Source organism: Streptomyces sp. bgisy159 (assembly GCF_965341775.1).
Taxonomy (GTDB): domain Bacteria; phylum Actinomycetota; class Actinomycetes; order Streptomycetales; family Streptomycetaceae; genus Streptomyces.
Genome location: NZ_CBDQZH010000015.1, coordinates 94,324 through 115,289 on the forward strand (window position 1 = coordinate 94,324; position 20,966 = coordinate 115,289).

Here is a 20,966-nt window from a genome sequence, read left to right on the forward strand (position 1 = left end):
ACGTGACCGACCACGATGACCTTGCTCATCTTCCTCACCACGGGCACCACGGGCACCACCGGCACCACGGGCACCACGGGCACCAGCACGACTCCGGTCCCGGCGATCACGAACACGGGCGGGGGCGGGAACCCCGTCCCTCGCGCCGCCGTCTCGCCCACCTCCTCACCCCTCACTCCCACGAGACCGCCGACCGGATCGACCCCGCCCTGGAGTCCTCGGCCCGCGGACTGCGCGCCCTGTGGGTGTCCTTCGCGGTGCTCGCCGCGACCGCGCTGGCTCAGGCGGCGGTCGTCCTGGCCTCCGGGTCGGTGGCGCTGCTCGGCGACACGGTGCACAACACGGCGGACGCGCTGACCGCCGTACCCCTCGGGGTCGCCTTCGTGCTGGGCCGGCGGGCCGCCACCCGCCGTTTCACCTACGGGTACGGGCGCGCGGAGGACTTGGCGGGGATCGTGATCGTGCTGACGATCGCCGCGTCGGCGGCGTTCGCCGGCTGGACGGCGGTGGGGCGGCTGCTGGACCCCCGCCCGGTGGAGCACGTGGGGGTGGTCGCGGTCGCCTCGCTGGTGGGCTTCGCGGGCAACGAATGGGTGGCCCGGCACCGGATCCGTGTCGGCCGGTCGATCGGTTCGGCGGCGCTGGTCGCGGACGGACTGCACGCCCGGACCGACGGGTTCACCTCCCTGGCCGTGCTGCTGGGCGCGGGTGGTTCCGCACTCGGCTGGCAGCGCGCCGACCCTGTCGTCGGGCTGGCGATCACGGCGGCGATCGCCCTGGTGCTGCGGGACGCGGGCCGGGAGGTGTTCCGGCGGGTGATGGACGCCGTGGACCCGGCCCTCACCGAGCGGGCGGAGCGCACGCTTCGGGTGGTGCCGGGGGTGCGCGGTGTGGGCGAGCTGCGGCTGCGCTGGATCGGGCACCGCCTGCGCGCGGAGGTGGCGTTGGTGGTGGACGGCGAGGTGACGGTCCGTGAGGCGCACGCGATCGCGGTGGCCGCCGAGCACGCACTGCTGCACGCGGTGCCCCGGCTGACCGCGGCCCTGGTGCACGCCGACCCGGCGCCCCTGCCGGGCGAGGCGGATCCGCACCTGGCCCTGGCGCACCACGGCGCGGCCTGACGAGCGGGGCCGGCCGCCACCGTCCGCGCCGCCGGCCCACAGTGCCGGACGGGCACCGGGGCGGGGACGACGCACCTTTCCTGGCGCCGACAGCGGACCCACCGGACCGGCACCCCGGCATCCGCCACCCGCCACCCGCCACCCGCCACGCACGAGACCGGACCGGCGCCGCGGTCGCACCGGGCGACGGACATCTCCGGAGCAGTACCTCGGGCACACCGGGCGACGGACGTCACCGGTCCGGCACCCCGGTTCAGGCGACGCCCAGACCCTCCAGCACCACCGCGCCGGGCAGGGCGGCGAACACCTTGCCGGGGACCAGGAGTTTGCCGCGACGGCGACCGCTGCCGACGAGGACCCACGGCAGCTCGACGACGGCGGCGTCGACCAGCAGCGGCCAGGAGGCCGGCAGTCCGATCGGCGTGATGCCGCCGTACTCCATGCCGGTCTCCCCGGTCGCCGTCTCCGTCGGCGCGAACGATGCCTTCCGCGCGCCCAGCTGACGGCGCACCACACCGTTGACGTCGACGCGGGTGGTGGACAGCACCAGGCAGGCGGCGAGCGTGGTCTCGCCGCCCCGCTTGCCCGCCACGACCACACAGTTCGCGGACCGCTCCAGCAGTTCCCGGCCGTAGTGCTCGACGAAGACGGCGGTGTCGGCCCACCGCGGGTCGGTGTCGACGTGGAGGATCTGGTCGGCGGGGACGTCCTCGCCGAACCGGCGTACGGCGTCGGCCACCGGGGCGATCAGCTCGTCGAGGCAGTCGGGGGCCGGGGTGGCGGTGTCGAAGTCTCCGATCGGTGCGCGCATGGCCGCACCGTAACAGCCGTGCGACGGCGGCCGGCGAGGCGTCTCAGCGCACGGGCGGCGCGGCCCAGACCAGCACCATCTCGGCGACGGTGTCGCCGTGATTGGCGTACGTGTGCGGCGCGTCGGCGTCGAAGGTGGCGCAGGCGCCGGCCGGGACCCGGTACTCCTCGCCGCCGACCGTGAGCGCCAGCTCGCCGGCGGTGACGTGCAGGACCTCGACCGTGCCGGCGGGGTGCGCGTCGGAGGAACTGCCCTCGCCCGGCATCAGCCGCCACTGCCACAGCTCCAGCGGCCCCGGCGCCTCCGCCCCGGCCAGCAGCCGGCTGTAGCTGCCCGCGTCGGTCTGCCACAGCCGTACCGTCCGGTCCGCCGGGACGATCCGGACCGTGGGTCCCTGCTCGTAGTCGAGGAGGGTGGGGATGCTGACGCCGAGCGCGTCACCGATCTTGACGACCGTGCCGAGGCTGGGGTTGGTGCGGGCCTGCTCGATCTGGATCAGCATGCCCCGGCTGACCCCGGCCCGGGTGGCCAGCGTGTCCAGTGTGAAGCCCCGTTCGGTGCGCCAGCGCTTGACGTTGCGAGCCAGGGACTGGGTCAGCAGGTCGAGGTCCGACACGTTTCGTCCCGTTCCGGAGTCCGATGGGGTGAGCGATGTTGTCCGAGTGTTCTGGTGGACGCTCCGGTGGGAAGCCGGCGCGACGCGCACGGCCTGGTGCACCACAACGTCCACCGAACTGTACTGCGCGGATCGGCGGCGCGGACGGGTGCCCGCGCGCTCAGCTCTCGCGTTCCAGCGCCGGCAGCCCCGCGGCCGCCTCACCGTCGACCCCGGCGAACCGTGTCGCGCTCTCGCCGCCCAGTTCCGCGAGCCTCCCCGCGCTCTCGCCGCCCAGTTCCGCCAGCCCCGCCGCGCTCTCCTCGTCGAGCTCGGCGAGCCGTGTCACGGTCTCCTCGTCCAGCCCCGAGAGGGCGACCAGTTGCTCGGAGGTGACACCGTCCGGTATCGGCACGGGCGCCGGGGTGCGCAGTGGCGGCTGCCAGCCCGCCTCGGGCGTCCAGCGCCGTACGACCCGGGCCGGCGCGCCGGCCACCACCGCGTGATCGGGCACGGTGCCGCGCACCACCGCCCCCGCGGCCACCACCACGTTCCGCCCGATCCGCGCGCCCGGAAGGATCACCGCGCCGGTGCCGATCCAGCAGCCGGACCCGATCTCCACGGGCTCCATGCGCGGCCACTGCTTGCCGATCGGCTGGTGCGGGTCGTCGTAGGAGTGGTTGGTGGAGGTCACGTAGACATAGGGCCCGAAGTAGCAGTCGCTGCCGATGGTGACCGTCGTGTCCGCGATGACATGGCTGCCCCGGCCCAGGACCACGCCGTCGCCGATGCGCAGGATCGGCTCGGGACCGAGGTCGAGATCGGGCATCAGGCCGGCGGTGAGGGTGACCTGCTCGCCGACGATGCAGTGCGCGCCCAGATGGATCCAGGGCTCGCCGAAGACGGTGCCGAGCGGGAAGGCGAGACGCGTGGCCTCACCGATTGAGCCGAAGCGGAACCGGCCGGGGCGGTCGGCGGTCACCGAGCCCGTGCGCTGCAGCCAGGCCCAGCCCGCGTGGACGGCGCGCTGGGTGAGGCGGCCCCGCCAGGATGAGAACGTGTTCTTGCGCTTGGGCACCCGGACACCGTACTCAGGTCGGGCGGTGCCCATCGGGCGCAGGGCCTGTGATCTTCGCCCCACCGGGTGGCGTACGGTGCCGGGGTACCCGGACCGACAGGAGACGGTGATGACGCAGAGGGCGCTGATCGCGGGCATCGGCGGCAAGGAGCCGAAGATCGACGAGGCGGCCTTCGTGGCCCCCAACGCCACGGTGATCGGGGACGTGACCCTGGCGGCCGGCGCGAGCGTCTGGTACGGCGCGGTGGTACGCGGCGACGTCGAGCGGATCTCCGTCGGCGTGCAGAGCAACATCCAGGACAACTGCACGCTCCACGCGGACCCGGGGTTCCCGGTCAGCGTCGGTGAGCGGGTGTCCGTCGGTCACAACGCCGTCGTCCACGGGGCGACGGTCGGCGACGACTGCCTGATCGGCATGGGTGCGACCGTGCTGAACGGTGCCGTCATCGGGGCGGGTTCGCTCGTCGCCGCGCAGGCGCTGGTGCCGCAGGGGATGGTGGTGCCGCCGGGATCGCTCGTCGCCGGGGTGCCCGCGAAGGTCAGGCGGGAACTCACGCAGGAGGAACGGGAGGGCGTCACCCTGAACGGAACGATGTACGCGGAGCTGGCGCGGGCGCACCGGGACGTTCAGGCGTAGCACCCGTCCCCCGTGTCAGGCGTGGTGCCCGCCGCGTCCAGATGTGGCGCCCGCCCGGGGAGCGGCGCGGCGGACCGCGCGGTCCGCCCCGCGCCGTCCGCGCCGCCCGGCTACTCGGCCGCGACCAGGTCCTTCTCGGCCTCGTCGGCGGCGCGCTTCGCCTTGCGCTTCATGACGAGCATGGACGTGACGCCGATGAGCACGGCCGCCACCAGGCCCAGCCAGGAGAACTTCTTCAGCCAGGACTCGGCGACGACGCCCAGGTAGTAGATGACGGCCGTCGTGCCCCCGGCCCACACCACGCCGCCCAGCATGTTGGCGATGAGGAACTTCCAGTACGGCATGTGCAGGACGCCGGCCAGGGGTCCGGCGAAGATGCGCAGGAGGGCGATGAAGCGGCCGAAGAAGACGGCCCACATGCCCCACTTCTGGAAGGAACGCTCGGCGGTGGCGACGTGCGCCTCGCCGAAGTGGCGCGGGAACTTGCCACCCAGCCAGGCCAGCAGCGGCCTGCCGCCCTTGCGGCCGATCGCGTAGCCGATGGAGTCGCCGATGATGGCTCCGGCCGTGGCGCAGGCGCCCAGGATGACCGGGTTGACGCCGGTGTGTTGCGAGGACATCAGGGCCGCCGACACCAGGACGATCTCGCCGGGCAGCGGGATGCCCAGGCTCTCCAGTCCGATGACGAGTCCCACCAGCGCGTAGACGGCCGCCGGAGGCACCGTGTCGAGCCACTCCTGGACGTGCACCGCCGGTCCCTCCCGTTTGCTTTCCTCGTGCTGCCGGCCGGGCGCCCGATGGTCGACCGGCACACCCCCTGGCGAAGCCTACCCGGTCACCGGGGCGCGCCGGCCTGTCCCCGGCGCGGGACCGGGGAGGCTCGGGGCTCGCGGCCCACGACGGAGACCGCGGCGGACGAGGAGGCGCCGGTTGCGTGGGGCTCGCCGGGAGCGGCGGGCCGGACGGTGTCACCGACCGGCGCCCCCCAGGTGGCCTCGGGCCCCGGGACACCGTTGGCGCCGGAGCCGCCCCGCACCGCCGGCACGCCGACGAGCAGAGCGAGCGTGGCCACACCGGCGCCGATGCCGGCCGCCTTGGCGCGCCGCCCGGCCCGGGCAGCCCCGGAAGCGGCGGACCCGGGCCCGGCGGGACGGGCACCGTGCGCGCCCCGGTGACGGCCGGCGGGCGCGGGGGGCGCGGCACGCCGGGCGGACGCGGCCGCGGGTGTCCGAGGGGCCGTGAGCCAGGCGGGTACGACCGCCCGCAGTGCCGTGCGCCACCACGCACCGGCCCCCCGGCCCGTCGTGCCCCGGGCGGAGGACGGCGGCGCGGGGGGGCGCCCCGGGCGGGAATCGAGGTAGCGGCGGGCGCCCCAGCCGAGTACCGCCTCGGCCAGCAGAACAGCCAACTCTTCGTCGAAATGGCTGAGTTGCTCGGCGGTGTGCCGACAGTGACGGCACTGGGCGAGATGGTCGCGGACATCGGGCAGCAACTCGGTGCCGCGCCGCAGGGGAATGTCGAGCAGCCGGTGGTAGAAGCGGCATTCGACGGTCGGCGCGAGGTCGAGATGCGCGCGGACGCACTTCGCCCGGAATTGCTCGCGGGCCTGGTCCAGACCGGCGGTCGCGGTGATGGTGTCGACACCCAGCAGACCAGCCGGTACGGATATCGGCTCGGCCTCGACCTCGCAGTGCCACAACAGACATTGCGAGGCCGCCGGAAGGGACTGGAAAGCGCGTTCGGCGAGCCGCCTCCTTTCCGGTGTTCCAGCGCGGGCGGCGCGCAGTCCGCGCGCTCCGATGGTTCTGTCCAGCTCCGGGAGTTCGGCGGGAACTCCGTCCGCACCGGCCCATTCCCGGACCATGTCACGTACGACGACCAGGAGTTGGGGCCGCAGCGCACCGGCGGACCGGTCGCTCGCGAGACGGGTGAGCAGCCGGTGCACGGACGCGGCGGCCACGAACTGGGCCGCGGGGCCGGCGGAGGCGAGGCAGATGGCGGCGTAGTCCTGTGCGGCGCGCCAGTGCCGGGCCAGCAGCAACGCGACGGCGCCGCCGTCGTCGCCGGCCGCGATCAGGGCGGCGAGAACACGGTCGGATTCGCCCGGCGCGCGGCCGGGGCCCGGCGGATATGAGGGGCGTGGGGGGCTGGGCGAGTGCACTGAACCATTTCCTTCCAAGCCGACGGACGGCACACGCAAACGTGTCCGCCGGAAAGCAGGTGATTGATTGGTGCGTACCTACGGCGCGTCAGACCGCACGGCCTGGTCCGAACCGTCCCGCGGGGACGCTCACCTTGGCACACACGTCTCGCAGGAAACAAGAAGTTCGAGTGACGCGAGGTCAATGTGCGTGAATACGACCCGCGTTACCGACGGTATAGGTGCCGGTATTCGACAACGCGACAACAACGACCCGGCCGGAACACACAGGATTCTCCGATCCCGCTCCCTGCTCGCTCCCATACGGGCGGGCCAGCATGTCGCGCATGAGCGCCCCGGATTTCCCCCTCTCCACACCCTCCGCACCGGCCGCCCCCGCCGCCCCCGCCGTTCGCAAGGCGGTCATCCCGGCCGCCGGGCTCGGCACCCGCTTCCTGCCCGCCACCAAGGCGACCCCGAAGGAGATGCTGCCGGTCGTCGACAAGCCGGCGATCCAGTACGTGGTGGAGGAGGCCGCCGCGGCCGGGCTCGACGACATCCTGATGGTCACCGGCCGGCACAAGCGGGCCATCGAGGACCACTTCGACAACGCGCTCGAACTGGAGCAGGCGCTCACGGCCAAGGGCGACACCGTACGCCTGGACGCGGTGCGCGATCCGGCGCGTCTGGCCGACATCCACCACATACGGCAGGGCGATCCGCTGGGCCTCGGCCACGCGGTGCTGTGCGCCCGTCACCATGTGGGCGGCCAGCCCTTCGCCGTGCTGCTCGGCGACGATCTGATCGACCCGCGCGAAACCCTGCTGAGCCGCATGCTGGAGGTCCGACAGCGGTGCGCCGGGAGCGTCGTGGCCCTCATGGAGGTCCCGCCGGATCAGATCCACCTGTACGGTTGCGCGGCCGTCGAACCGTCCGGCTCCGGGGACGCCGACGTGGTCCAGGTCACCGGCCTGGTGGAGAAGCCGCCACGCGACCGGGCGCCGAGCCGCTACGCGGTCATCGGCCGTTACGTCCTGGACCCGGCCGTCTTCGAGGTGCTGGAGCGGACCCGGCCCGGACGCGGCGGCGAGGTCCAGCTGACCGACGCCCTGCAGGAACTGGCAGCCGCCGGCGCGGTCCACGGGGTCGTCTTCGAAGGCCTGCGCTACGACACCGGCGACAAGGCGGACTATCTACGTACGGTGGTACGACTGGCCTGTGAACGCCCGGATCTGGGACCGGAGTTCAGGTCGTGGCTGAAGGAGTTCGCGGCGGGCCTGGCGGACGACCCGGCCCCGGGCGGGTGGCAGGCGGCCTGAGCCGGCTCCGGCGGCGCAGGCCCGCACCCGTGAGGGACCCACGGGGCCCGGGTGGCCCGGCATCACGGCCGCGCCGCCGGGCCACCCGCCCACCCGGGCCGACCAGTTGGCGCGCCCTGCCCGCCGGCCCGACCGCGCCACCCGACCGCCGGCCGGTCACCCGGCCGGGCGCCGCTCAGCCGTTGGGCCGTAGGGTCCAGACGACGGTCATCTCTCCCGTGACCGCACCGTCGCCGCGGCGAATCTCGATCGCGACCGGGAACTCGGGCCGCTCCCCCGCGTCCAGTTCGGCGACGACCTCGGCGGCCGGCCGACCCAGGGTCGCGGTGGCCGTGACCGGACCCATGGCGAGCTTGCGGTAGGCGATCTCGGCGCGGACCGCGAGCGGCACGGCGCGGGAGAGCTGGTCTCCGAACGCCGCGAGGACGATGGCCCCGCTGGCGGACTCCCCGAGCGTGAACATGGCGCCGGCGTGCGGCCCGCCCACGTGATTGTGGAAATCGCCCTGGTCCGGCAGGGCGACCACGGCCTTGTCCGGGGTGGTCTCCAGGAACTGGAGGTTCAGGGTCCGGGCCATGGGAACCGTGGCGGCGAGCATCTCGCCGACGGACATCTGGTCTGCGCTCATGGCGAGATGTTACCCACGAGTAGCCTCTGCTCGCCAGAGCCCGGCCCCAACCCACACCCGAGCCGGCATCGGACCTGCTCCCGCCCCCTTCCCGGCCCCCTCCGGGGACCTCCCGTGCAGACCACTCCGCAACATCTCCCGGCCACTCGACCACTCGCCCGGCCGCCCACTCGCCCGGCCGCCCAGTGGCCCGGCTGCCCGGTGGCCCGGTGGCCCGGCCGCCCGCTGGCCCGGTCAGCCTCCCGGACGACCGCCGAACCGGTCTTGCGAGCAGCCTGTCGAGCACCCTCGCGATCCTCCGCCCGAAGGGCTTCCCGGCGCCCGCGGAACCGGCCCCCGCGGAACCGGCCGCCCCGGACCGGGCGCGGGACCCCCGCATGATCGCCGTATGCTTGCCGCCCATGTGGCCAGGAGAGCAACCGCCGGCGGACGGCCGGAACCCGGCGAACCAGCCCGCGAACCCGTATCTGCAGCCGGGCTACCAGCAGACCCCGCAACAGCACCCGCACGCGGGACAGCCGAGCGCGGGACAGCCGTCCGGCCCCTGGACCGCCCCCACGGCCACCATGGGTCCGTCCCCGGCCGGCCCGGGTGGCGGACGCCGCACGAAGGTGATCGCGATCGCGGCGGCCGCCGCGGTGGTCGCCGCCTCGGCGGTGACCGGCGTGGTGCTGCTGCGCGACGGTGACGGCGGCACGCCCGAGCCGGGGCCGACGGCCACCTCCGCACCAGCCCCCGGCCAGCCCTCCGCCTCCGCCGACCCGCGCGGCGAGGACACCGTGCGGCCGACCGTCGCCGGCTGGAAGGTCGTGGTGAACCCGGACCTCGGCGTCGCCTTCGACGTGCCCGCCGGCTGGGAGGTGCAGTCGACGTCGTGGGCCTGGTGGGTCTCGGAGGACGGCGACCCGGACGAGAAGATCCTCGTCGGCATGAAGGCCCCCGCCGTACTGAAGTCCAAGTGGTGCCTGTCGGACGACGACCGCGACGGCCGCGAGGACAGCACCGCCCTGGCCATCATGGGCACGCGGGCCAACAAGAGCGCTCGTTCCACCGAGGAGATCGCCCGCGCCGACTCCGCCAACTGGGTTTACGGCGACTACACCCAGCCGGACCGGAAGAAGGTCACCACCGGCCCGGTCACCCCCTTCACCACCACCTCCGGACTGTCCGGCAGCGTGGCCACCTCATGGTCCGCGGGGGTGGAGAAGAAGCACAAGTGCGACTCCGACGGCAAGTCCACCACCTTCGCGTTCAAGACGCCCGACGGGGACCTGGCCTCGTGGTCGTTCTCCGGCGCCAAGGGCGTCAAGGACGAGGTCTCCGACGCCACCCTCCGCGAGGTCATGGCCACCATCCGCCTCTACGAGCCGTCCGGCTCCTGAGCCGGATACCGATTCGGTACGTCCCTGACAAGGGGCGGTGACCGACTCCGGTTCCGGGCGGCACTAGGGTTGCTGCGCATGTGGCCAGGACAGCAGCCGCCCGGGGGAGAGCAGAACCCGCAGGCGCAGAACAACCCGTACCAGCAGCCGGGATACCAGCAGCCGAATCCCTACCAGCAGCCCGGCTATCAGCAGCCCAACCCCTACGCGCAGCAGCAGCCGCAGCAGCAGCCCCAGCAGCCCCAGTGGGGTGCCCCCACCGTGCCGGGCACGCTGCAGCCGCAGCCCGGGGGCGGGGCCGGCGGAGGCGGCGGCAACCGCACCAAGCTCGTCGCGATCATCGCGGCCTCGGCCGTCGTCGTGACCGCCGGCGTCACCGGCTTCCTGGTGCTGGGCGGCGACGGTGACGACACCGACGTCACCGGCAAGGGCCAGAGCCCGAGCCCGACCGCCACCGGCACCGCCAGCCCGGAGCCGACCGCACCGGCCACGACCGGGGGTGCCAACCCGCGCAGCAACGAGACGGAGAAGCCGACCGTCGCCGGCTGGAAGGTCGTCGTGAACCCCAAGTGGGGCATCGCCTTCGACGTGCCGGCCGACTGGGAGGTGCAGTCGCCGGGCGTGGGCCTCGGCTTCGAGTGGGAGGACGACAAGGAGCCGAGCGGCTACGGCTCGATCCTCATGTCGGGCGCCGCCAAGTACAAGTCGAAGTGGTGCTCGGTCGACAGCGACAAGGACGGCGAGACCGAGGACACCCCCCTGGCCGTCGTCGGCACCAAGGGCGCGTCGGGCGCCAAGAACACCGACGAGATCGCGATCAACACGCCCGCGTGGTGGGTGTTCGGCGGCTACACCGAGCCGGACCGCAAGAGCATCACCTTCGACAAGAAGGCCACGCCCTTCAAGACGGCCTCAGGCATCCAGGGCAGCTACGCCTGGGCCCAGTCGACGAACACGCCCCAGAAGGGCAAGTGCGCCAGCGACGGCAAGGCGATCACGTTCGGTTTCAAGAACTCCAACGGCGACTTCGTGTCCTGGAACCTGCACACCGCCAAGGGCGTGAAGGACGAGCTGCCCAAGGAGACGATCCTGAAGATCCTCAGCACGGTGCGGCTGCACGGCGAGCCCACCCAGAACTGAGCCGCGACCCCGGCGGGATCCGGTTTGGCACACTGGGGCCCCGGCGGCGATAGTCACCCGGTGACCCCAGCCGCCGAAACCCGCCGCCGCCTGCGCCGACCCTCCTGGGCGGGCCGCAACTACAGCCTGCTGACCGCCGCCGCGTTCGTGACGAACCTGGGCAGTCAGGGCGCTCTCATCGCCGCCGCCTTCGCCGTGCTGGAGGCGGGCGGCGACGGCGGCGACGTCGGTCTGGTGGCCGCCGCGCGCACGCTGCCCCTGGTGCTGTTCCTGCTGGTCGGCGGCGCGGTCGCGGACCGGCTGCCGCGACACCGGGTGATGGTCGCGGCCAACGCCCTCAACTTCCTGTCGCAGGGCGCCTTCGGCGCGCTGGTGCTGCTCGGCGAGCCCCGGTTGTGGCAGATGATGCTGCTGACCGCGCTGGGCGGCACCGGCCAGGCGTTCTTCAGCCCGGCGGCCGAGGGCATGCTGCTGTCCTCGGTCGAGGGCGAGCAGGCCGGCCGTGCCTTCGCGGTGTTCCGGATGGCGATGCAGGGCGCGGCCGTGGGCGGTGCGGCACTCGGCGGGGCCCTGGTGGCGGTCGTCGGCCCCGGCTGGGTCCTTGCGGCGGACGCCGCCGCGTTCGCCGTCGCCGGTGCGCTGCGCGCGTTCCTCGACGTCCGGGACCTGCCGCGGCGCGCGCCGGGCGGCGGGCTGCTCGCCGACCTGCGTGAGGGCTGGCGGGAGGTGAGCGGCCGGCCCTGGCTGTGGGGCATCGTGCTGCAGTTCTCCATCGCGAACGCCGTCGTGGGCGCCGCCGACGCCGTCTACGGGCCGCTCGTGGCCGACGATCACCTCGGCGGACCGGGCCCCTGGGGTCTCGCCCTGGGCTGTTTCGGCGCCGGCACCGTGGCCGGCGCCCTGCTGATGACCCGGTGGAAGCCGCGCCGCCTGCTGTTCGTGGGCACCCTGTGCGTCTTCCCGCTGGCGCTGCCGTCGGCCGCGCTCGCGGTCCCCGTCCCGGTCGCGGTGCTGTGTGCGGTGATGTTCCTGACCGGCGTCACCCTGGAGGTGTTCGGCGTGTCCTGGATGACCGCGCTGCACCAGGAGATACCGGAGGACAAGCTGTCCCGGGTCTCGGCCTACGACTGGTTCGGCTCGGTGGCGCTGGTGCCGCCGGCGACGGCGCTGGCCGGTCCCGCGGAGTCGGCGTTCGGCCGGCCGGCGGCGCTGTGGGGCTGCGCCGGGCTGGTCGTCGTCGTCACGGCCGCGGTGCTGTGTGTCCCCGACGTACGGCACCTGACCCGGCGCACCCAGCGGGTGACGGGCCGGACCCCCGAGGCCGGACCGCCGCCGGGCGGGTATCCGGCCGAGTCGTCAGCCGATCCCGAAGGAGCCCTCGGGGGGCAGGGGTGACGGGACCGCGTCCGCGTCCCGCACGGGCCGGGCGTCCCCGGTGAACGCCCGGACCGCGGCCCCCGACTCCACCCGGGCCGGAAACGCGTCGCCCGCCGTCAGCCGGGCCAGCGCGGCGACGTCGAGGGGGCGGTGCGCGGCGGCCAGCACCGCGTTGCCGAACCGCCGCCCGCGCAGCACGCCCGGCTCCGCGATGAGGACGAGTTCCGGGAACACCGCGGCGAGGGTGGCGAGCTGGGAACGCAGGAAGGTGAACGGCGCCCCGTCGGGGAGGTTCGCCACGTAGACCCCGTCGGGGCGCAGCACCCGGCCGGCCTCACGGGCGTAGGCCAGGGTGGTCAGGTGCGCGGGGACCCGGGAGCCGCCGAAGACGTCGCCGACCACCACGTCTGCGGAGCCGTCCGGGGCGTTCTCCAGCCCGCGCCGGGCGTCGCCGTGGTGGAGGACGATCCCCGAGCCCTCTCCGAGCGGCAGGAACTCGGCGACCAGCGCCAGCAGCGCCCCGTCGGCCTCGACCACGTCCTGCTGGGACCCCGGCCGGGTGGCGGCGACGTAACGGGGCAGGGTCAGCGCGCCCCCGCCGAGGTGGAGCACGTCCAGCGGGCGGCCCGCCTCAGCGGCGGTGTCCAGTACGTGTCCGAGCCGCCGGGCGTACTCGAACTCCAGATGGGTCGGGTCGTCCAGGTCCACGTACGACTGGGGCGCCCCGTCCACGGTCAGCAGCCAGGCCCGCGCCCGGTCGACGTCGGGCATCAGTTTGGCGGTGCCGTGGTCGACGGCGCGGGAGACGGGGACGGCTTCGTTCACCGTCCCATTGTGCCCGCGGCCGGCCGGCTCCCGGCCGGCCGCGGGCGGGCAGTCGGCCCGAGGAGGCGCCGGCGGCAGGCAGCCCGAGGAGGCGCGGGGAACCGCGCGGCCGGTGCCGTCCGGCCAGCGGTTCCCCTCCCCGTCCGCGTCGTCCTCACCCGAGGGCCGTGACGGTCCCCGCACCCACGGTCCTGCCGCCCTCGCGGACGGCGAAGCCCAGCCCTGGCTCCAGCGGGACGTCCCGCCCCAGCTCGACGGTCATCGTCACCGTCTCCCCCGGCCGGGCGACGCCCGCCTCACCGAGGTCCACGTCCCCCACGACGTCGGCGGTACGGATGTAGAACTGCGGCCGGTACCCGCTGGTGATCGCCGTCGTGCGACCGCCCTCGCGCGCGGAGAGCACGTACACCCGCGCGGTGAAGCGGCGTCGCGGCACCACGCTGCCCGGCGCGGCGACGACGTGTCCGCGCCGGACGGCGTCCCGGGGAACGCCGCGCAGCAGCAGCGCCACGCTGTCCCCGGCCTGCGCCTCGGCCATCGGTTTCCCGAAGGTCTCCAGGCCGGTGACGACGGTCTGCACACCGGCGCCGAGCACGTCGACCCGGTCGCCGACGCGCACCGCGCCCCGCTCGACGGCACCGGTCACCACGGTGCCCCGCCCGGTGATGGTCAGCACGTTCTCCACCGGCAGCAGGAAGGGCGCGTCGACGTACCGCTCCGGCATCGGCACGTAGGTGTCCACGGCGTCGAGCAACGCCTCCACGGCAGCCGTCCACCGGGGGTCGCCCTCCAGCGCCCTGAGGCCCGAGACCCGTACGACCGGCGCGGAGTCGCCGCCGTAGCCGTGGGCGGAGAGGAGGTCGCGGACCTCCAGTTCGACGAGGTCGGCGAGCTCCTCGTCGCCCGCGTCGGCCTTGTTGAGGGCGACGACGATGTGGTCGACGCCCACCTGGCGGGCGAGCAGCACGTGTTCGGCGGTCTGCGGCATGATCCCGTCGAGCGCGGAGACGACGAGGATCGCCCCGTCGAGCTGCGCGGCACCCGTGACCATGTTCTTGACGTAGTCGGCGTGGCCGGGCATGTCGACGTGCGCGTAGTGGCGGGTGTCGGTCTCGTACTCGACGTGCGCGATGTCGATGGTGATGCCGCGCTCGGCCTCCTCCGGCGCCCGGTCGATCCGGTCGAACGGTACGAAGGTGCCGCTGCCGCGGTCGGCGAGGACCTTGGTGATGGCCGCGGTGAGCGTGGTCTTGCCGTGGTCGACATGGCCCATGGTGCCGATGTTGAGGTGCGGTTTGGTGCGGACGTACGCCGTCTTGGGCATGGCTGGGTACCTCGAAGCCTCCGCGCGGTGCGCGGTGAGAAGGAAGCGGGACCCCAGTCACTCGCCGACCCTCCCCCTGGGGGGTCCGCCGGACGATCCGGGGAGGGTCAGCCTCGGGCGCCGTCGAGGGCGGCCGGGAGGTGCGCGGCGGCAGCCTTCGGAGCATCCGCGACGGCGGATGCTGCGACGACGAAGGCGTACCGGACCATGGCGTCGATCCTCGCCGACCCACCGCCCGTAGTCGAACGGTTTTCCGAACGCCCGGACCGGTGGTGTCCTGTCGCCGACGGCCGGATCGATGGCGCCCGTGAGACGGACCATACGGCGATCAGACATGTTCGTCGGTTACTGTCGCCGGATGCTCGACGCACCCATCCGCTCTGGGAGCACCGGCGCGGCCGCACCCCCGGCCGCCGTCGCGGAGCTCGCTCTCGCCCCCGCCTCGGTCGTCGTCCCCACGCCGTCCCCCGGGTTCGCCACGCGCTGCACGCGTGTCCTGCTGTCGCCGTGGTCCCGGTTCGCCCTGCTGGTCGCGCTGCTGGCGTCGGCCGCGACCGGGGTGCTGATGTTCGAGCCGCAACGGCTGCTCGCCGACGGCTGGCCACCCCACCTGGGCGGGGTCGGTGCGGCGGCGGTGTTCGCGGTCGCCTACGGCCTGTGCACGGTGGCGTTCGTGCCGCGCCCGCTGCTGAACCTGGCGGCCGGCGCGCTGTTCGGTTCCCAGCTGGGGCTGGGGGCGGCGCTGGCGGGCACCGTGATCGGCGCCGGCCTGGCCTTCGGGCTGGGCCGACTGCTGGGCCAGGACGCGTTGCGGCCGCTGCTGCGGGGGCGGTGGCTGACCGCGGCGGACGGACAACTCAGCCGGCGGGGTTTCCGCTCGATGATGGCGGTACGGCTGTTTCCCGGGGTGCCGTTCTGGGCGGCGAACTACTGCGCGGCGGTCTCCCGGATGGGCTGGCTGCCGTTCCTCGTGGCGACCGGGCTGGGCTCGGTGCCGAACACGGCCGCGTACGCGGTGGCGGGGGCCCGGGCGTCGGCGCCGACCTCACCGGCCTTCCTGGTGGCGCTGGCCGGGATCGCGGTGCCGGCGGTGGCGGGCGCGGTGGTGGCCTGGCGCAAGCGGCACCATCTGCGCGCGAAGTGAGAGGCGGTACGGGGGCGTTCACGAAGCCCCTGTGACGGACCAGTCATACCGGGGCGCTAGGCTGCCCCCGGCACACGTGATCAGTCGCGGCGAACGCCGCGTCCGTCTGTCGCCCCTCCCACCGATCGGCACTTGGACTCCGTAACTTCATGTCTTGGTTTGAATCCCTCATCCTCGGACTCGTCCAGGGGCTGACCGAGTTCCTTCCCGTCTCCTCCAGCGCGCACCTGCGCCTCACCGCGGCGTTCTCCGGATGGGAGGACCCGGGCGCGGCCTTCACGGCGATCACGCAGATCGGCACGGAGGCGGCGGTGCTGATCTACTTCCGCAAGGACATCGGGCGAATCCTCACGTCGTGGACGCGGTCGCTGGCCGACAAGGAGATGCGCCGGGACCCGGACGCCCGGATGGGCTGGCTGGTCATCGTGGGCTCGATCCCCATCGGGGTGCTCGGGCTGACGCTGAAGGACCAGATCGAGGGGCCGTTCCGTGATCTGCGCATCACGGCGACCATGCTGATCGTCGTCGGCGTGGTCATCGGCATCGCGGACCGGCTCGCGGCCCGCGACGAGAAGGGCGGCCGGCACCGGGCGCCCAAGCAGCGCAAGACGCTGCAGAACCTCGGCGTGCGGGACGGCCTGATCTTCGGACTGTGCCAGGCGTGCGCCCTGATCCCCGGCGTCTCCCGCTCCGGCGCCACGATCAGCGGCGGCCTGTTCATGGGCTACAAGCGCGAGGCGGCGGCCCGCTACTCCTTCCTCCTCGCCATCCCGGCGGTCCTCGCCTCCGGGGTCTTCGAGCTCAAGGACGCGATGGAGAGCGACCACGTGGCCTGGGGCCCCACCCTGTTCGCCACGGTGATCGCCTTCGTCAGCGGCTACGCCGTCATCGCCTGGTTCATGAAGTTCATCAGCACCAAGTCCTTCATGCCCTTCGTCTACTACCGCGTCGCCCTCGGCATCGTCCTCGTGGCCCTGGTCGCCACGGGAGTGCTGAGCCCCCACGCGGGCGAGTCGGCGGGCTGACTCCCCCTGGGCCGACGGGTCGAACAGTCGTGACCAAGCCCATAGGGGATCGGTAGCGGTGCGGTAGCGCGCTGTCATGGCTTGCGCCTAGGCTTGGTCTATGTCCCCCGAATGTGCCTTCCCTGGTTCCGTGCGGTCCGCTGCCGAGTTAAACGAGCGCATCCGGGCCCTGTGGCTGCGGGCCGGCGGATCGCTGTCGGCTCAGGAGCGCGCGGAGTACGAGCTGCTGGTGGTCGAGTGGGCCGAGGCGATCCGCGGCGGGGTCGTCGAAGCCGCCTGAAGCCCCCAGCCCCCGCCGGCGGTCACGGCTCACGGCTCACCTGCGCAGGTGAGCGACCGTCGCCTCGGCCACCGGATAGGGACGCTCACGCGGCAACAGCGCCCGCGCGCCGTCCAGTTCAGCGGCGCGCACCCGGCCGTGGATCTCCCTGGCCAGCGGGGTCACGTCCTCGATCCCGACGATCCACTCGTCCGCGTACCGGCGGGTCGCCTCCCCGCACAGCCCCAGCTGGAGCGACCGGTGAGGCAGGGGCTGGTGGTGCAGATCCCGCTCGGGATCCCACTGCACCCGCGCCGGCGCCTCCCTCAACTGCCGCTTCCAGTGGGCGATTTCCCCGTGCAGCTCGGGCACGTGGTGGGACAGGCAGGCATTGCGCAACGCCCATTCGAAGCCCGCGCGGGTGATCTCCACGGCGAGCACGGCCTCCTGGTTCTCCTTGGTGCCCCAGCCGCAGCGGTACATCATCCACAGGAACGACGGCTTGCCCCACGTCAAGCCGTGTTCGCAGACCCTTCCTGCGGGCTTGCCGCGTCGTTGTGTGCCCGCCGGGCCGACACCAGGTGCCCGTCGGCGTCGACGGGCATGTCGAGGAAGGCCCGGACCTCCCGGTTGAATGCGACGGGGTTCTCCCAGAATGCGAAGTGGCCGGCACGCTCGCTGAGGATCCGCACGACGGCCCCGGGAATGGCCAAGGCCACTGACCGCGCGGCAGTGGAGGGGATCATGCTGTCGTTCCCTCCGATGACCAGTGTCGGAACGGTGATCCTGGGCAGGATGTCACGCCAGTCCTGCATGACGTTGTCCAGCAGTAGTCTTCCGGCGTACTCCCTGGGCAGGAGCAGGTTCTGGGCGAGAACCCACTGACGGTCCCCCTCGTCGGCGGCCTGGGTCCACATGGCATTGAGGAATTCGGCACTGAGGATCTCGGCATCCGAGCGCGGGTCGCGGAGTCCTGCGACGACATCGGCGACTTGTCCGAGCCCGTACAACGCGCCAAGGCGTTCGGCCAAGCCGTCCGGCCAGTACGGCTGGCGGACCAGAACGGCGGGTTCGTCGAACAGCACCAGGCGCGCCAGCCGGTCCCCACCGAACAGGTCCCAGTAGGACCACGCCAGCGCGCAGCCCATGGAGTGGGCCACCCAGACGACCTCGGTGAGGTCCAGGAGATGAATGAGCTGATGGAGGTCCGTCGACAGACGAGCGACCCGGTAGCCGTGATCCGGCCTGTCGGATCCGCCGTGGCCGCGGTGGTCGACCGCGATCACATGATGCGTGCGCGCGAAGTCGGCGATCTGGTGCCTCCATTGCGCGGCGGTCTGCGACCAGCCGGGGACGAGAAGCATGTCCGGACCGCTGCCGGCCTCGAGATAGTGCAGCCGTACGCCGTCGTTCATGGTGACGTGGCCACTGCGCACACCGCGCATCTCGCCCTCCTCCTGCACAGCGGCAAACGCCTGGCCACATCGCTCTGCGGATGCGGCCAGGCTCGCCCGACTCAGCACTTCCGCGACTCGGGGAACGATCATGTCGGGTCGTGCCGGCCCGGGCAATTTCCCACGCCGCCCGGTCAGCCCACCGCAGAGGTGCGGGCACCCCTGCTCCGCACGCCTCGGCGGCACCTGGCGGAACCCTCCGCCGAACCGCCGTGCCCCGGCCTCTGGCTGCAGGTTCCTGTCGGCTTCCGCTGCGGAAACTGTCAACGCGGCTTGATGACCCATGTCAAGCCGCGCTCACAGACCACTCAGAGGGCGTCAAGCCCGGTATTCAGGGCGCGGTGGCGCAGTCGGCGACCGGGGATCCCGAATCCCTCGAACACCGGGAAGCCATGAACGCGATCATCTCCCTTCACGGAGGTTCACCGCCAGACCGGTGATATTCCGGCGGCGCCTGGTGGGAACCGAACGGCCTCTGCCCTAGCGTCCCGAGCGGGCCGGGACCCGTGGCAGTGCTCGCCGCGCAACGAAAGGACACATGATGAGACGTCGGTTTCTGACACGTAGCCTGTTGTCGACTGTCGTCGGACTGAACCTCCTGACGCTGGCCGCGTGCGGCGTCGAGAGGTCCACCGGCGTCTCGTCCTCCGGCGCGAGCCGGGTCAGGGTGGCACCACGCGAGTTCAGCGGCATCGCCTGGCTCGCCACCGAGCGCGGGTTCACCGCCCCGGGGCGCGACGCGGAGTCACGAGAGGTCTTCCTGATCTGCCACGACGCGAGGGACAACGCGGCCGAACGCGACCTGCCGCGCCTGGCGATCGTGCGGACGCCCGTCGACCCCGACGGGATCACCGTCGAGGAGCTTCACGTGGACTTCCCCAGCGTGCCGAACGACCTGGAGAGCATTGCCCGGCTGCCAGGCCGAGACGAGGCGCTGCTGGTGGAGAGCAACGCCGACGGCGATGACCCCGACCCCACCATCTACCTCGCGCGGTGGGACAAGAACCTCGATGTCGAGATCGTGGGCTCGGTGCCGTGGCCGAAGACACCCGAGCCGCTCACCAACGTCGAGGCCACCGCCGTCGCAACGGTCGGCGGGCGAGACTACTTCGTGTACGCCGAGCGGGCGCAGGGGAGCGACACCACCCGCATCAACATGACGCGTCTGACGGTCGGCAGGAGCGGTGCGATCACGTTCGGCAGGAAATGGACGTCCGTCTCGTTCACCGCGCCCGAGCCGCCGGGTGCGCGCCCTGCCTCCGGCCTCGACATCGACGCGAAGGGCAATCTCTACGTCTCGGCCGCTTACGACCCCGGTGACCTCGGGCCCTTCGACAGTGCCGTGTACCGCGCGGCCACGGTTCAGCGGGGCGGACCCCTCGGTGCGCGGCTGGCTCCCGTCAAGCCGGCGCAGATGCTCGCCCGGAGCTCGGGGCTCAAGGTCGAAGGCGTTGCGTTGGTCTCCGGCTCTTTTCCGATCTTCATCAGTGACGACGACGAGGACTACGGCGGCCTGCTGCGGCAGCTGCGAGTGACGGAGCCGGGTCACTGACTGACCGAGCATCGGACGGTTTGTCGGGGCGATCGCCGGAGCGGCGGACCGGCCCGCGCAGGCAGGGACGCCGAGGCGCTCAGCCGTGTCCGGTCGCGGCGCAGGGCGGGGGATGGCGTTGTGCCCTGTGCGGCTCGGTCGGCACCCGCGAGTTCAGCCTGCGTACTGCTCGGCGACGCACCACGGATCCGGTTGTGAACGCGGTTTGATGATCCAGGTCATGCGCTCACGGCTCCACGCGGACGGGAACCGCCCGGTGCGGGCGGCCGCCCGGCCGATCTTCGGCCGGTAGGCCTGATACACGGTGATCGTGGACTCCGTGTAGCGGGCCCGAATACGGAACCTGGGTTCCGCACCATCGATGCCCTCGACCGGCTGACCGTTCTCCGGCTGATCGTTCACGGCCTCAGCCTCGCGCCGACCGGGCCGTTCGGCCACCGAATATCGCCGCACGCCCCCTTGGCCCGGCGCAGCGCGTGCCCAACACTCGGCTCATGACGCAGCGTGCGGAGCTCGCCACCGTGATGGACCGTCTGGCCATCGACGTCCTGATCACCGACTACGCGACAGCGGTCGACGACGGCGACTGGCCGGCGTACCGGAGCCTCTTCACCCTCGACGGCCGGGCCGACTACCGCTCCGCCGGCGGCATCGAGGGCCGGGTCCAGGAGGTCGCGCAGTGGCTCGCCGACAGCATGCGGCGGTTCCCGATGCGGCAACACCTCATCGTCAACCGCCGACTGCGCTTCGGACTCCTGGAGCAGGACGACGGCGACACGGCACGAGTCCACGCCGACTACGTCAACCCCATGCGCCTGAGCGGCGGCGACGGCGACGTCTCCCCGCCCGACTTCATCTGCGGCGGCCGCTACGCCTTCGGGCTGCTGCGCACCCCCGACGGCTGGCGGGTGCGCACGGTGGCCGTGCGGGAGAAGTGGCGCCGGCTCCCCCAGCCGTAGCACACCGCCGCCGCTCGGCGGCCTCCCGTCGCCGGCCACGGCAGCTCCAGGCTGCCACACGCCGGGGTCCGGCCACGCGTCCGGCCCCGACCAGAGACCTCGGCCCCGGCGGCAGCCCTCGGCCCCGCGCGCGACCCGCCGCCGCGCCCCTGCCGGAGCCGCGCCGCGCCGCCGTGCCGTGTGCCGGAGATCGCCG

20 protein-coding genes and 2 pseudogenes are annotated in these 20,966 nt (G+C 73.0%); 11 read left to right on the forward strand and 11 right to left on the reverse strand.

Going from position 1 to position 20,966, the window contains the following annotated elements:
- Positions 1-2 precede the first annotated feature (2 nt).
- Complete coding sequence (locus ACSLTV_RS17155; protein ID WP_435612432.1) at positions 3-1,121, forward strand: cation diffusion facilitator family transporter; 1,119 nt, start codon at positions 3-5, stop codon at positions 1,119-1,121.
- Between the two features lie 253 nt (positions 1,122-1,374).
- On the opposite strand, the gene ACSLTV_RS17160 is transcribed toward ACSLTV_RS17155, so the two are convergent.
- The 3 genes from ACSLTV_RS17160 to ACSLTV_RS17170 form a co-directional block, all read right to left on the reverse strand.
- Positions 1,375-1,932 carry a YbaK/EbsC family protein gene (locus ACSLTV_RS17160; RefSeq protein WP_432136864.1) on the reverse strand — a complete coding sequence of 186 codons (558 nt, stop codon included), beginning with the start codon at positions 1,930-1,932 and terminating at the stop codon, positions 1,375-1,377.
- A gap of 43 nt (positions 1,933-1,975) precedes the next feature.
- Positions 1,976-2,548 (reverse strand): helix-turn-helix domain-containing protein, encoded by a 573-nt coding sequence (locus ACSLTV_RS17165; RefSeq protein ID WP_432136863.1) that lies wholly within the window; start codon positions 2,546-2,548, stop codon positions 1,976-1,978.
- 160 nt (positions 2,549-2,708) lie between these two features.
- Positions 2,709-3,605: an acyltransferase gene (locus ACSLTV_RS17170; RefSeq protein ID WP_435612433.1), complete on the reverse strand. Its 897-nt coding sequence runs from the start codon at positions 3,603-3,605 to the stop codon at positions 2,709-2,711.
- Between the two features lie 109 nt (positions 3,606-3,714).
- On the opposite strand from ACSLTV_RS17170, the gene ACSLTV_RS17175 reads away from it, so the two are divergent.
- The gene (locus tag ACSLTV_RS17175; protein ID WP_432136862.1) at positions 3,715-4,242 is read left to right on the forward strand and encodes a gamma carbonic anhydrase family protein; all 528 of its coding nucleotides are present in this window, start codon (positions 3,715-3,717) and stop codon (positions 4,240-4,242) included.
- Positions 4,243-4,352: 110 nt separating this feature from the next.
- On the opposite strand, the gene ACSLTV_RS17180 is transcribed toward ACSLTV_RS17175, so the two are convergent.
- Positions 4,353-4,991, reverse strand: coding sequence for a DedA family protein (locus ACSLTV_RS17180; RefSeq protein WP_432157098.1), 639 nt, complete (start codon positions 4,989-4,991; stop codon positions 4,353-4,355).
- A gap of 86 nt (positions 4,992-5,077) precedes the next feature.
- Positions 5,078-6,403 (reverse strand): hydrolase, encoded by a 1,326-nt coding sequence (locus ACSLTV_RS17185; RefSeq protein WP_435612434.1) that lies wholly within the window; start codon positions 6,401-6,403, stop codon positions 5,078-5,080.
- Positions 6,404-6,729: 326 nt separating this feature from the next.
- Between ACSLTV_RS17185 and galU the strand changes: the two genes are divergently transcribed.
- Positions 6,730-7,701 carry a UTP--glucose-1-phosphate uridylyltransferase GalU gene (gene galU / locus ACSLTV_RS17190; RefSeq protein ID WP_435612435.1) on the forward strand — a complete coding sequence of 324 codons (972 nt, stop codon included), beginning with the start codon at positions 6,730-6,732 and terminating at the stop codon, positions 7,699-7,701.
- A 175-nt stretch (positions 7,702-7,876) separates the two neighbouring features.
- Here the strand turns inward: galU and ACSLTV_RS17195 are convergent, their stop codons facing one another.
- Positions 7,877-8,314, reverse strand: coding sequence for a DUF4442 domain-containing protein (locus ACSLTV_RS17195; protein ID WP_432136955.1), 438 nt, complete (start codon positions 8,312-8,314; stop codon positions 7,877-7,879).
- A gap of 416 nt (positions 8,315-8,730) precedes the next feature.
- On the opposite strand from ACSLTV_RS17195, the gene ACSLTV_RS17200 reads away from it, so the two are divergent.
- The 3 genes from ACSLTV_RS17200 (at position 8,731) to ACSLTV_RS17210 (ending at position 12,246) form a co-directional block, all read left to right on the forward strand.
- Positions 8,731-9,711, forward strand: a complete 981-nt coding sequence (locus ACSLTV_RS17200; protein ID WP_435612436.1) for a hypothetical protein — start codon at positions 8,731-8,733, stop codon at positions 9,709-9,711.
- Between the two features lie 78 nt (positions 9,712-9,789).
- Positions 9,790-10,851: a hypothetical protein gene (locus ACSLTV_RS17205; protein WP_435612437.1), complete on the forward strand. Its 1,062-nt coding sequence runs from the start codon at positions 9,790-9,792 to the stop codon at positions 10,849-10,851.
- Positions 10,852-10,911: 60 nt separating this feature from the next.
- Positions 10,912-12,246, forward strand: a complete 1,335-nt coding sequence (locus ACSLTV_RS17210) for an MFS transporter (RefSeq protein ID WP_435612438.1) — start codon at positions 10,912-10,914, stop codon at positions 12,244-12,246.
- Here the strand turns inward: ACSLTV_RS17210 and ACSLTV_RS17215 are convergent.
- Positions 12,208-13,053, reverse strand: a complete 846-nt coding sequence (locus ACSLTV_RS17215) for a spermidine synthase (protein ID WP_432136854.1) — start codon at positions 13,051-13,053, stop codon at positions 12,208-12,210. The two genes, ACSLTV_RS17210 and ACSLTV_RS17215, sit on opposite strands and share 39 nt — an antisense overlap.
- Positions 13,054-13,207: 154 nt before the next feature.
- On the reverse strand, positions 13,208-14,377 hold the full coding sequence (tuf, locus tag ACSLTV_RS17220; protein ID WP_432136853.1) for an elongation factor Tu: 1,170 nt from the start codon (positions 14,375-14,377) through the stop codon (positions 13,208-13,210).
- A gap of 358 nt (positions 14,378-14,735) precedes the next feature.
- On the opposite strand from tuf, the gene ACSLTV_RS17225 reads away from it, so the two are divergent.
- The 3 genes from ACSLTV_RS17225 (at position 14,736) to ACSLTV_RS17235 (ending at position 16,826) form a co-directional block, all read left to right on the forward strand.
- On the forward strand, positions 14,736-15,521 hold the full coding sequence (locus ACSLTV_RS17225; RefSeq protein ID WP_432136852.1) for a TVP38/TMEM64 family protein: 786 nt from the start codon (positions 14,736-14,738) through the stop codon (positions 15,519-15,521).
- Between the two features lie 149 nt (positions 15,522-15,670).
- The gene (locus ACSLTV_RS17230; RefSeq protein ID WP_432157092.1) at positions 15,671-16,546 is read left to right on the forward strand and encodes an undecaprenyl-diphosphate phosphatase; all 876 of its coding nucleotides are present in this window, start codon (positions 15,671-15,673) and stop codon (positions 16,544-16,546) included.
- Positions 16,547-16,646: 100 nt separating this feature from the next.
- Positions 16,647-16,826, forward strand: a complete 180-nt coding sequence (locus ACSLTV_RS17235) for a hypothetical protein (RefSeq protein ID WP_432138970.1) — start codon at positions 16,647-16,649, stop codon at positions 16,824-16,826.
- Between the two features lie 36 nt (positions 16,827-16,862).
- On the opposite strand, the gene ACSLTV_RS17240 is transcribed toward ACSLTV_RS17235, so the two are convergent.
- Entirely contained in the window at positions 16,863-17,441 is a 579-nt protein-coding gene (locus tag ACSLTV_RS17240) for a DUF4291 domain-containing protein (protein WP_435612444.1), read from the reverse strand.
- Positions 17,442-17,443: 2 nt separating this feature from the next.
- Positions 17,444-18,544, reverse strand: a pseudogene (locus ACSLTV_RS17245) (alpha/beta fold hydrolase); the annotation flags it as partial.
- A gap of 286 nt (positions 18,545-18,830) precedes the next feature.
- Between ACSLTV_RS17245 and ACSLTV_RS17250 the strand changes: the two are divergent.
- Positions 18,831-19,811 carry a hypothetical protein gene (locus ACSLTV_RS17250; protein WP_435612439.1) on the forward strand — a complete coding sequence of 327 codons (981 nt, stop codon included), beginning with the start codon at positions 18,831-18,833 and terminating at the stop codon, positions 19,809-19,811.
- Positions 19,812-20,021: 210 nt separating this feature from the next.
- Here ACSLTV_RS17250 and ACSLTV_RS17255 read toward each other — a convergent pair.
- Positions 20,022-20,213, reverse strand: a pseudogene (locus ACSLTV_RS17255) (DUF4291 family protein); the annotation flags it as partial.
- A 92-nt stretch (positions 20,214-20,305) separates the two neighbouring features.
- Between ACSLTV_RS17255 and ACSLTV_RS17260 the strand changes: the two are divergent.
- On the forward strand, positions 20,306-20,770 hold the full coding sequence (locus ACSLTV_RS17260) for a nuclear transport factor 2 family protein (RefSeq protein ID WP_432138973.1): 465 nt from the start codon (positions 20,306-20,308) through the stop codon (positions 20,768-20,770).
- Positions 20,771-20,966: the final 196 nt, after the last annotated feature.